This is a genomic window from Pseudomonas sp. FSL R10-0056 (assembly GCF_009600105.1).
Lineage (GTDB): Bacteria > Pseudomonadota > Gammaproteobacteria > Pseudomonadales > Pseudomonadaceae > Aquipseudomonas > Aquipseudomonas bubulae.
On record NZ_WIWL01000207.1, the window covers coordinates 17,737 to 29,548 of the forward strand.

The following is an 11,812-nucleotide window of genomic DNA, read 5'->3' on the forward strand; positions in this document are numbered from 1 at the left end:
GCAGTTGCCTCGTTCCTTCGACAGCGGCTACAGGAAACTGCAACTGTGGGAGCGAGCAGGCTCGCTCCCACAATAGGGCTTGACCTGTAACAGAGTATCGACAAAGTTTGGCTTCACGTTCCGCTTTTAACCTTGCTCCACACCCGCGTGCGCACCCGTTCAAGCTTGAGCGGCAACGGCTCCAGCGGGAACAAAGTGGTCATGACTTTCTCGTCAGGGTAGATATCCGGGTTGTCGCGCAACGACGGGTCCATCAGTGGCCTGGCGTCCTGGTTCGCATTGGGATATTTGAGGTAGGTCGAAGTCCGGGCTATCACCTGCGGGCGCAGCATGTAGTCGATAAAGGCCAGCCCCTGCTGCGGGTTGGGCGCGTCGTTGAGCAACACCAGGCTCTCAACCCAGATCGGCGCCCCTTCACGGGGGATGCTGTAGCGGATGTTGCGCCCATTGCCGGCCACCTGCGAGGCGGTTTTGGCGTCTTGCACCCCGCCTGCCCAACCCAGCACCACGCAGACGTTGCCATTGGCCAGGTCGGTAATGAATTTCGACGAGTCAAAATAGCGGATATAAGGACGTAACGTCAGCAGCAACGCTTCGGCCTTGGCATAGTCCCGGGGGTCGCTGCTGTTGTGTGGCAAGCCGAGGTAGTGCAACGCAATTGGAATGATTTCACCGGGGGCATCGAGCATGGCTACACCGCACTGGCTCAATTTGCTCAGGTTCTCGGGCTTGAAGATCAGGTCCCAGGAATCCACCGGCGCATCCGGCCCAAGTATCGCCCTGACCTTGTCGACGTCATAACCCACCCCGGTAGTGCCCCACAAATACGGCACGGCATAACGATTGCCGGGGTCAGTGCTCTGCATCTTGGCAAGGATGGCCGGGTCCAGGTGTGCGAGGTTGGGCAACTGCCCCCGATCGAGTTCCTTGAGCACCCCGGCCTTGATCAGGTTGGGTAGCAGGTCACCGGTGGCCACAACCACGTCATACCCGCTGCGACCGGCCATCAGCTTGCTTTGCATCACATCGCTGTTGTCGAACACGTCGTACATCGAGGCTGTGCCGGTTTCGGCCTGGAAGTTTTTCATCGTGTCCGGAGCGATAAAGTCGTACCAGTTGTAGATATTCACCTGAGGTTCGGCGGCGTGAACCAGGCTGCAACCCAATAGCGCAGCCAGGGCAATAACCGTCGTGTTTTTAGTCTTCATTGGCTGGCTCCGATCAACAGTTCGCGACGCCCGTCCGAGTGCTCAATCTGTTCACCCGACAGCAGCAAGCGACGATCCTTGAGGTAGTCGTAGTCACGCCGGGCAGCCTTGAGCTGATCCAGATCCAGCGCTACAACATGGCGAACCTCATCGCGCCCGGCCTCGAGCAACACCCGCCCGAACGGATCGACCGCCATGCTGCCACCCGCGAACACCAGCCCGTCATCCCCGCTACCGACGCGATTGACCATCAGCGCAAACGCCTGGTTCTCCTGGGCACGGGCCATGATCGAGGTACGATGCACCGGGCCGTAGGGGTCCATATTGCCGTTGGTGACAATGATCAGTTCAGCCCCCAGTTGCGCCAGTGCTCGGCCGGTTTCCGGCAGTTCAATGTCATAACAGATCAGCAGGCCAACCCGCACGCCCTGCCAGAGCACGGTGGTAAAACGGTCGCCGGGGGTAAAGTCGCCGCGTTCACTTGGCCACAAATGGGTCTTGCGGTACTGCAAGGCGATCCCCTCGGGCGTGACCAGTACCGAGGTGTTATAGAAGGTGCCGTGATGATTTTCCGCCAGCCCCACCACCACACTGACTCCACGTTCGCGTACGGCCTGCAATACCGCACCCAGGGTCGGGCCGGTCAATGGCTCCGCCACCTGCGCCAGTTGCTGGCCGCCGACAAAGCCGGTCAGGTGGGTCTCCGGGAATACCAGCAGCGCAGTATCGTCAGCGCAGCTGGCGATGGCGCTCAATGTACGCGACAGGTTATAAGCGGTGTCGCCGTCACGGCCTGCCAGTTGCACCAGTTCAATGTTCATCTCGGATCCTTGCAGGGTGGGATGAGCCGAGTATGGTGCGCGGCACCGCGCCAATAAATGACTTCGATGGGGTAACACCCGGTGGGTAGTGAGATGAATCTGACCTTGCAGGATGTGGCCTGGCATGACGCGATGGGCCGCGTGATCGAAACCCTGGACCGGCCCAATTTCTGGACTGCGCTGGTACGTTTGCTGGGCCGCTATGTACCCGTGGACAACTGGGTGGTGCTGATCTACAGCGCCGGCAAGCCACATGTTCTGGCCGAGTCCCCCGGTGCAGACGGTGGCATGGATTCGCTGTTCCAGGACTACCTCAAGGGGCTTTACCTGCTGGACCCGTTTTATATCGCCAACCGTGAAGCACCGCAAAGCGGCTTGTTCCGCCTGCAGGACGTGGCCCCCGAATGCTTTGAACAGACCGACTACTACCAGCGTTATTTCCGCCTGAATATCGTTACCGACGAGGTGCATATCAATGTGCAACTCGACAATCAACGCACCCTGAGCCTGTCACTGGGCAGCCAGTGCCGTTTCAGCCTGGAACAGAGTGCATTGCTGGGGTTGGTGCAGCCGTGGGTGGCCGCCTTGATGCGCCAGCGCCTGGTTTTTGAGCGCGACCCCAGGGAGGCACCGGAGCTCACGCCCAACTGGCAAAGCCGCCTTGAAGCGGCTGCCGAGCAGTTGACCTCGCCGTTGACCGCACGCGAAATGGAAGTCGCCCTGTTGCTGCTAAGTGGTTGTTCGAATAAGGAAATCGCCCGAAAACTGGCAATCTCTGCGGAGACCGTCAAGGTCCATCGCAAGCATATGTACGGTAAGTTGGGAATCAAGTCACAGTCCGAACTGTTCTCGCTGTTTTTGCAGGCGCAAGAATAAAAAGCGCTTAACGTGGCAGCGCCTCGCAGTGTAAGTTTGGAAATGTTTTGTTTCACTTACTTCATGTTTCCATCCAACGACCTGTACAGGAACGCCCAGCAAAATGGACTTTTCACTTAAACAACTGGCCGCTGCAACCCTGATGATGGCCAGCCTCGCTGCGTTCAGCACTGCAGCCCACGCCACCATCACCCCGCAACAGAGTGCTGTCATCCTCAAGACGTTCAGCGACACCCATGTCACTGACTTCCGTCAGTTTCTGGGGGCGTTGGCCAAGAGTGAGCTGGCGCAAAAAGATAATCTCGGCCCGACCATCAGCGCCTTTCTCGACAACAAGGCACTGGCCCCCGAGCAACAGAACGAGATCTATCGCCTGCTGGGCCTGTATACCCGGCTCAAATACGGCAAGGCGGCTACCGACACCCTGCGTGAACTGGTGGCCATCCCCACCGTCAACCTGGACGACGTGCCCCAGTACGAGAACCCGCAATTTCTCAAGATCGCCGACAAGATCAAGGATCTGGCCAAGGCCTTTAACCTGAACTTTCGCAATATCGACAACCGTGTCTATGAAGTCTCCCTCGAAGGCAGTGGCGATGAAGTGGTCGGTATTCATGCCCACGCCGACGTAGTGCCGGTAACCCCGGAAAACTGGGTACTCAAGGACGGCACCCAACTCGACCCGTTCAAGGTCACACTGATCGGTGACCGTATGTACGGGCGCGGTACGGAGGATGACAAAAACGGCATCGTGGTGGCGATGTACGCCATGAAAGTCATCAAGGAAGAACAACTGCCACTGGCCAGGAACTTCAAGTTGCTGATCGACACCACCGAAGAAACCAGCGGTGATGCCATTCCTTATTACTTCGAACACAACCCGGTGCCCAACTACAACCTGGCGCTGGATGGCGGCTACCCGGTGGTGATTGCCGAAAAAGGTTACGGCACCGTTATGGCCACCTTTGCCCGGCGCAAGGGCGAAGGCCAGGGCGCCGAAATCGTCTCGCTGACCGGCGGCATGGCGACCAACCAGATCCCGTCGACTTCGGTAGCAACCCTGGTGACCGACAAACCCGCCGAGCTGGCGGCCAGCCTGAACAAGGCCGGTGCAGAATATGCCAAACGCAATGGCGGTGATTTCGAGGTCAATGCCAAGGTGGTTGGCAAGGATGTCGTGCTGACCGTAACCGGGGTTTCTGCCCACTCCTCAGAGCCCGAGTCGGGGGTCAACCCGGTGGCACGGATGCTCGACTTTATCAGTAGCGTCGACGGCCCTATCGCCCTCAAGCACAACCACATTACCGACGCAGCGCACTATGCTGCCGACAACTGGGGCCTGGACTACAAGGGCGGCAAGCTGGGGGTCGGTTTTGCCGATGACTTTATGGGGCCGCTGACCACCTCACTGACCTTTGTGGGGCTGGACGACAAAGCGCTCAAGCTGGCGGTCAACCTGCGCGTGCCCAAGGGCAAGTCGCCGGAGGCACTGAAAGCGCAGATTGCCGAGAAGCTGACAGCCTGGAGCAAGAGTCAGCAGGTACCGGTGAGTTTCGAGTACTCGATTGCCGAGCCGATGTACCGCAACCCCGAGGGTGAGTGGGTCAAGGCGCTGTTGGCGGTAGCCAGCGAAAACCTGGGCATGGAGCACACGTACGGTACTTCGGCGGGTGCAACCTCGGTGCATGAACTGCCTAATGGCGTGCAATTCGGCCTGGCCATGCCGGATGTGAAATACACCGGGCATACCGATAACGAGTTCAAGACCGTGGAGCAGTTCATGCTGGACCTGCAGATCGTCACCGAGATGATGGCCCGGGTGGGGCAGTTGCCGAAACTGTAAGGGCAAATCCCCGTAGCAGCTGCCGAGGAACGCAGCCTCGTTCCTACGGCAGCTGCTACGCAAGGTTGAGGCAGCCCTCAGGAGGCTTTCCAGCCCACCTGCTGCAACGCTGCCAGCAACCGCTCGGGCTTGAGCGCCAGCACGGTATTGCCACATCCGCTCAGGTCATCCGCACCGAGCATGGCATTGAGTATCGCCTCCTCTACCGCATCCGCAGCCGCCACAAACAGCGCCGAGATGTAATCGTTGTTGACCATCTGCAATGCCGTGGTCGGCTCACCCGGATGGCCGAAGTTAGCCGCCGGCAAATTGCTGTTGCCCACCGCAAAGGCAATAAAAATATCGCCGCTGGAGTCTTCAGTGCCGCCCCCCACTCGCGCCAGCCCGACACTGGCACGCTGCGCCAGACGGGTACACTGGTGTGGCAACAGCGGCGCATCGGTAGCGATGGTTATCACGATCGAACCCATGCCCGGCACGCCCACATTTTTCTCGCTCTTAAACGGGGACGGTACGTCATCCAGCACGGTACCCACCGGGTAACCCCCCACCCGCAAGGCTTCGCGTACACCATAGTTGGCTTGCACCAGCGCACCGACGGTCCAGCCCCCCTGCTCCGGGCTCAATACTCGCGAGGAAGTGCCAATGCCACCCTTGAACTCGTGACAGATCATCCCTGTGCCACCGCCCACATTGCCCTCCTGCACAGGGCCTGTCCTGGCATCCTGCAGGGCAAGTTGCACATGCTCGGCCGTGACATGCTGGCCCCAGATATCGTTCAGCGTGCCGTCGTAGGTTTCCAGCACCACGGGCATGCACCAGTAGGTGTGCTGCTTGCCCAGCTCACGCTCGGCTGCCACCAGCGCATCGCGCACCACGCCAACACTGTGGGTATTGGTATAGGCAATCGGCGAAGTCAGCAAACCGGCTTCGCGAATCCACTCCAGCCCCGTGGCGTCGCCGTTGCCATTGAGCACATGCACGCCGGCGAAGCAGGGTTGCAGGTGGGTGGCTCCCGCACGCGGCTCAATCACGGTGACACCGGAATGGATGGAAACATCGCCGTTTTCAACGTTGAGGGTGTGATGACCCACTCGCACACCCGGTACGTCGGTGAGGGCGTTGTACGCCCCCGGGGTGCCCGAACCGATGGTGATGCCAAGCTCACGGATACGCATGGTGCTTTCTCGTCGTTCGATTAAGTGCAGCCAGTGTAAGAACCTGGCCGGCACTTGACGATAACCCCCATGCACTACCTCCGAGGGGTTACTTGTCCGACTTGATGCTGGTCCACACCCGGGTGCGCACGCGCTCCATTTTTTGCGGCAACGGTTGCACCACATACAGCGACTTGAGCGCCTCGCTGGTCGGGGTCAGATTGGGGTTACCGGTGATGTCCTTGTTGATCAGTGCCAGCGAGTCCTTGTTGGCATTGGGGTAACCCAGAAAATCACTGATCCCGGCAATGACCTTGGGCTCCAGCAGGTGGTTGAGAAATTCGTGGGCCTCTTCGACATTTTTTGCACTTTTAGGGATGGCGAAGGTGTCAAACCAGATCGGTGCGCCCTCCTTGGGCAAGCGCCAGTCCACCACCACGCCGTTGCCCGATTCTTTGGCGCGGTTGCCGAACTGATAGAAGCTGCCGGAATAACCAATGGCCACGCAGATGTCACCATTGGCGATATCCGTCATGTACTTGGCCGAGTTGAAGTAGGTCACGTAGGGGCGGACCTTGAGCATCAGCGCCTTGGCTTTTTCATAATCGGCGGGGTTCTGGCTGTTGGGGTCCAGCCCTAGATAGTGCAGGGCCAAGGGCAGGATTTCCGAAGGTGAATCGAGCATCGCCACGCCGCAGGATTTGAGTTTGGCCATGTTTTCGGGTTTGAACACCAGGTCCCAGCTGTCCACCGGCGCATCCTCACCCAGCGCAGCCTTGACCTTGGCCGGGTTGAAACCGATCAGCACCGTGCCGTACATGTAGGGCACAGCGTACTGATTGCCAGGGTCATTGGTGTCCAGCAGCTTGAGCAGCGCCGGATCCTGGTGCTGCCAGTTGGGCAGCTTGCTCTTGTCCAGCTTCTGGAATACCCCGGCCTTGATCTGGGTATCGAGGAACTGGTTGGACGGCACCACCAGGTCATAGCCCGAGTTGCCGGTGAGGAGTTTGGCTTCCAGGGCTTCGTTGGTGTCGAAGGAGTCCCAGGTGACCTTGATGCCGGTCTGTCTGGCGAAGTCCTTGGGCACGGACGGCAGGATATAGTCCGCCCAGTTATACACCCGCAGCTCGCGCTGTTCGGCCTGTACGGCACTGGCCAGCAGCGTCAGCCCACAAACAGTGGCGCTCATCAAGCGTTTCAGAGTGTCCATGGCTCAGTTCCCCGGATTCGGCGTGAGATCGATCGTTGTTATGTTCTGTACACGGCAGCGGCCTGCAAAAGGCCAAGGGCAAGGACGAAGTGGTTTGTTGTTATAGAGTGACGGGGTTGATTCTTGCCGAGAGCCCGGCACGATCACAGAGGGAGGCAGGCCAAAAGGGGACAGTTATGGCCATTGTCGATGTCCGGTTCTATGTCCGGAAAAGCCCCCCTCACCCCGGCCCTGGAGGCCAGAGTGAGGGCGAGCGCACAGGTGGCCCGTTACATGAATCCCGCCCGCAACTCATTCTTCGCCACCTTGTTCGACGCATTCACCGGCAGCGCGTCATGGAAGCGCACCACACGCGGTACCTTGTAATTGGCCATATGTTCACGCGCCCACTGGATCAATCCTGCCTCATCCAGTTGCACACCATGACGCAACACCACGCACGCACACCCTACCTCGCCCATACGCGCGTCGGGTATACCGATTACCGCCACCTGGGCAATGCCCGGATGCTCCATCAGACCGGCTTCTATCTCAGCCGGGTAACAGTTGAAACCACCGACGATAAACATGTCTTTAAGCCGGTCGGTGATACGCAGATTGCCCGCGGCATCCTGCTGGCCTATATCCCCGGTGTGCAACCAGCCTTCACTGTCGATGGTTTCAGCGGTGGCCTGCGGGTCTTCAAAGTAGCCCTGCATCACATGAAAACCGCGCAGGCAGATCTCCCCCGTGCTGCCCGCCGGTAAAGACCGGTTTTGCGGGTCACGGATGCTCACCTCGGTGCCCGGAATCGCCCGGCCACTGGTGCTGGCGATGATCGTCGCCGAGTCAGCAGGGTCGCAAATAGTGGCCAAGCCGCCGCATTCGGTCAGGCCATAGGCCGTGGTCACCACCGCAAAGCCCAGTTCGCTGCGCATGCGCTCGATCAGGATCGGCGGCACCGTCGCCGCGCCGGTCACGGCAATGCGCAGGCTCGACAGGTCGGTTTCCGCCAGCTTGGGATGGGCCAGCATCGACAGGTACAGGGTCGGCGGCCCCGGCAACACGGTGATGCGCTCTGCGGCAATGCGCTGGAACACCGCTTCGGCGTCGAACACCGGGTGCGGCAGGATGGTCGCCCCCGCCAGCAGGCAGGTCAGCCACCCCGCCTTGTAGCCAAAGGCATGAAAAAACGGGTTGATCACCAGATAACGGTCACCGGCCTGTAAACCGATCACCGACACGTATTCGCTAAAGGCCCGAATCGTTTGACCATGGGCGCTCATCACGCCCTTGGGCTTGCCGGTGGTACCGGAGGTAAACAGCAGATCGCTGAGGTCATCGCTGTTCACGCTGGCTGCACGCAACAGCGCGGCAGATTCGCTGGTGGCCGCGCCCAGGGCCACAAAGCCGTCCCAGTCCAGGCCGGCGGAACTGGCCGCCGGGGTTTCGCCCAGCAACACCAGGCACTTGAGGCTGGCCGGTCGATAGGGCGCGAGCAAAGCCAGGTAATCGGTGCCCAGAAAACTCGGCTGCACAAACAGCAGACGGCTGCCGCTGCGCAGCAAGATATCGGCCGCTTCAGGGCCTTTCATCCGGGTGTTGATCGGCACCATGACCGCCCCCGCGCAATGAATGCCCAGCGCGGCAATGATCCAGTCCCGGCCGTTGGGTGCCCAGATCGCTACCCGGTCGCCCTTGCCAATGCCCTGAGCCATCAGGCTGCGGGTTACGCCCAGGGCCAGGCGCGGCAGTTCGCTGTAGTCGATGCATTGGCCATGCTCTTCAATGGCCGTGCGCCCGGCATGCTGCACCGAGGCGTTGAACAGCAGTTGCGGGATCGAGCGCGGCAGGCTCTGTTGCAGGCTGGAAGTCATCGGTCACTCGTCTGGCAGGTTATTCGGGAAAACACACGCGCAGCTGTTCGCTGCTGGGCACCGATTGGCACGCCAGCACCCAGCCGTCATTGAGTTCTTGTGGGTCCAGGGCATCATTGCGCAGCATTTCGACACTGCCGCGCTCAACCGTACACATGCAGGTCGCGCAGGAACCCACCAGGCAGGAGCTGGGCGGTTTCAGGCCGGCGCGATGCATGGCATTGAGCAGGGTTTCGCCTTCGGCACAGGGCACTTCGTACTCCTCCCCGTCCAGGCGCACCGACAGCTGGCTGCCGATCACATCGGTGTTGACCGGTGCCGGAGCGGCCACACTGCCCTCTTCCGGCAGCGAGACAAAACGCTCGACGTGGATGTGCCCGTGCTCCATGCCGATGTCGTGCAAGGCGCTGACGGCCGCATCCATAAACGGGCCGGGGCCACAGATATAAGCCTGGGCATGCACAAAAGGCTGTGCCATCTGCGCCAGTTGTGCCACCGCCGGTATGCCCTGGACCGAGTCCAGCCAGTGGATCACTTGCAATCGTTGCGGGTAGGCGCTGGCCAGGGCTTTAAGCTCGGCGGCAAAGATCACCGACGCTTCATCGCGATTGGCGTAAATCAGCAGGATCCGGCCTGTGCCGGCAATCAGCGCCGATCGCAGGATCGACAGCACCGGTGTGACCCCGCTGCCACCGCCAAACAGCACAAAGTCATTGTCAAAATGCCGCGGTACAAATACCCCGGCCGGCGCCAGCACTTCCAGCTGGTCGCCCTCACGCAACTGCTCACACAGCCAGTTGGAGGCACGACCGTCACGTACTTGCTTGATGGTGACGCGCAGGGGCTCGTCCTCCAGCGGGGTGCTGGAGAGCGAATAACAGCGCGGCAACCAGCCGCCTTCAAAGGGCACGCGCAGGGTCAGAAACTGCCCTGACTTATAGGTGAACTGCTCACGCAAGGCCGCAGGGACATCGAACACCAGGGAACGGGAGTCCGCGGTTTCAGTCACAATTTGCGCTACGCGCAGGGAGAAATACGCCGGTTGGCTCATATCAGATACTCATCACAAACTGGCCGCTGTCGATCCGCAGCTCGATACCACTGATAGCGCGGGACTCGTCACTGGCCAAAAACAGCACGCTGGCGGCGACATCTTCGGGCAGGCACATGCGTCCCATGGGGTCGGCATCGATGGTCAGGCTCCACGGGTCGAGCCCGGCGGGCAAGCCCGCGGTGGTCATCGGTGTGAGGATGCCGTCAGGGTGCAGGGAATTGCAGCGAATGCGGTATTTGCGCCGACGGCACAACACCGCCACGGTACGCGACAGGGCGGCGACGGCGCCTTTGGAGGCGCTGTAGGCAACGTAATCATCGCGTCCGGCCACCGCCGCAATCGAAGACATGTTGATAATGGAGCCGCCCTCGCTTTCCTTCATCAGGCTTATGGCGGCGCGACAACCCAGGAAGACACTGTCGGAGTTGATGCGCTGCACCCGTTGCCAATCACTATAGGCGGTATTTTCAATATCGCCCTTGAGCAGGATCCCGGCGTTGTTGAACAGGATATCCAGCCGCCCGTGGTGCTCGCGAACGGTGTCGATCACCCGCGTCCAATCTGCTTCGCTGCCCGCGTCATGCTCAATAAACAATGCTTGCGCACCGATCTCTTCAGCCAGGGCCAGGCCACCCGCCACATCGATATCGCTGATCACCACACGGGCACCTTCACGGGCGAGCAGCAGCGCCGTTGCCCTGCCCACGCCACTGGCCCCACCGGTAATCAACGCCACCTTGCCTGCAACACGTGCGCTCATAAGGTCACCCTTGCACTGTCTGTGGGAGCGAGCCTGCTCGCGATTGTTGTGCCAGGCTCGTTCCTGCCTGAGGCGGCAAGGCCGGCACGCCGCCCCGAAAACACGCAGTCGGCCAGGGACAAGCCGCTGATGTACAGGTGCGACGCCACACCGATGGCGGTGCGCCCGGCGCTGAACAGGCCGGCAATCGGCTGGCCATCGGTATCGAGTACAGCGCCGTTGCTTTCATCAACTTTAAGCCCGCCCAGGGTCAGGGCGCCCAAAGGAAAGATCGGGTTACCGACGCTGATATCGCAAGCGTAAAACGGCCCCTTATCCAACACCTGGCGGCTGCCTTCAGACTTGCCAAAGGCATCCGGGGCATCGCCCCGGGCACCGGCGTTGTAAGCGCGCAGGGCACCACTCAGCTCCCCCGCCTGCATGCCGCAAACGCTGGCCAACCGGTCCGGGTTGTCACCCTTGCGCACCTTGAGCAGCATCAAGGCCAGTGCCGGCAGGCTCTGGAACCACCAATAGCCACCGAACAGCGCCTGACGGATTGCCTGTTTGCGCAAGCGCGCATCCAGCACCAGCCACGCCTGCCCGCCCTGCTCATCGCACAGCGGCTGGCCAAGGGTGGCGCCGTAGACTTCTTCGTTGCAAAAACGCTGGCCATTGCTGTTGACCACAATGCCCTTGGGCCAGCAGTGCGGCGGGTTGATAAAGCGCCAGGCCGACACCCGGCTCAACCGCTCGCTTCGGGCCCCCACCGACTGCCCCAGCAGCAGACCGCTGCCATCGCAACCGGTAGCGCCCACCTTGAAATTGCGCCTGAAGTTGGGCGCATGATCGCGAATCAGCCCGCGATTGAAGATAAAGCCCCCGGTGCTGAGGATAACCGCGCGGCGCGCCCGGATCAGCAACGGCTGGCCATGGTCACGCTCCAACTGGCTGACTTTGAGGCGCAGGCGGTCGCAGTAACCGGGGGCGAAGTTTTGCAGGCGCTCGGCCCGTGCCGCCAGGCGTGCATGCAAGCGCGCTTCGCGGC

Annotated in this window: 10 protein-coding genes; 2 read left to right on the forward strand and 8 right to left on the reverse strand. The window is 60.7% G+C overall.

Going from position 1 to position 11,812, the window contains the following annotated elements; genetic code table 11:
- Window positions 1-113 precede the first annotated feature (113 nt).
- Window positions 114-1,208, reverse strand: coding sequence for a polyamine ABC transporter substrate-binding protein (locus tag GHO42_RS19705; protein ID WP_153328534.1), 1,095 nt, complete (start codon window positions 1,206-1,208; stop codon window positions 114-116).
- On the reverse strand, window positions 1,205-2,029 hold the full coding sequence (locus tag GHO42_RS19710) for a carbon-nitrogen hydrolase family protein (RefSeq protein ID WP_095019858.1): 825 nt from the start codon (window positions 2,027-2,029) through the stop codon (window positions 1,205-1,207). Before GHO42_RS19710 ends, GHO42_RS19705 begins: the two co-directional genes overlap by 4 nt.
- A 93-nt stretch (window positions 2,030-2,122) precedes the next feature.
- Here GHO42_RS19710 and GHO42_RS19715 point away from each other — a divergent pair, with 93 nt between their 5' ends.
- Together GHO42_RS19715 and GHO42_RS19720 are read left to right on the forward strand one after the other, a co-directional pair.
- Window positions 2,123-2,905, forward strand: a complete 783-nt coding sequence (locus tag GHO42_RS19715; RefSeq protein WP_153328532.1) for a helix-turn-helix transcriptional regulator — start codon at window positions 2,123-2,125, stop codon at window positions 2,903-2,905.
- A 103-nt stretch (window positions 2,906-3,008) separates the two neighbouring features.
- Window positions 3,009-4,748, forward strand: a complete 1,740-nt coding sequence (locus tag GHO42_RS19720; RefSeq protein WP_095024616.1) for a dipeptidase — start codon at window positions 3,009-3,011, stop codon at window positions 4,746-4,748.
- A gap of 77 nt (window positions 4,749-4,825) precedes the next feature.
- Here the strand turns inward: GHO42_RS19720 and GHO42_RS19725 are convergent, their stop codons facing one another.
- The 6 genes from GHO42_RS19725 to GHO42_RS19750 all read right to left on the reverse strand — a co-directional run.
- Window positions 4,826-5,926 carry a P1 family peptidase gene (locus tag GHO42_RS19725; protein WP_153328530.1) on the reverse strand — a complete coding sequence of 367 codons (1,101 nt, stop codon included), beginning with the start codon at window positions 5,924-5,926 and terminating at the stop codon, window positions 4,826-4,828.
- A gap of 88 nt (window positions 5,927-6,014) precedes the next feature.
- Window positions 6,015-7,115: a polyamine ABC transporter substrate-binding protein gene (locus tag GHO42_RS19730; RefSeq protein ID WP_095000079.1), complete on the reverse strand. Its 1,101-nt coding sequence runs from the start codon at window positions 7,113-7,115 to the stop codon at window positions 6,015-6,017.
- A gap of 269 nt (window positions 7,116-7,384) precedes the next feature.
- Complete coding sequence (locus GHO42_RS19735; protein WP_153328528.1) at window positions 7,385-8,971, reverse strand: FadD3 family acyl-CoA ligase; 1,587 nt, start codon at window positions 8,969-8,971, stop codon at window positions 7,385-7,387.
- 19 nt (window positions 8,972-8,990) lie between these two features.
- On the reverse strand, window positions 8,991-10,022 hold the full coding sequence (locus GHO42_RS19740) for a ferredoxin--NADP reductase (RefSeq protein WP_095038883.1): 1,032 nt from the start codon (window positions 10,020-10,022) through the stop codon (window positions 8,991-8,993).
- Window position 10,023: 1 nt separating this feature from the next.
- Window positions 10,024-10,785: an SDR family oxidoreductase gene (locus GHO42_RS19745; protein WP_095000076.1), complete on the reverse strand. Its 762-nt coding sequence runs from the start codon at window positions 10,783-10,785 to the stop codon at window positions 10,024-10,026.
- Window positions 10,782-11,812 (reverse strand): FAD-binding protein (locus tag GHO42_RS19750; protein ID WP_153384174.1); only part of this gene is annotated, 1,031 nt, incomplete at its 5' end. The genes GHO42_RS19745 and GHO42_RS19750, both read right to left, overlap by 4 nt.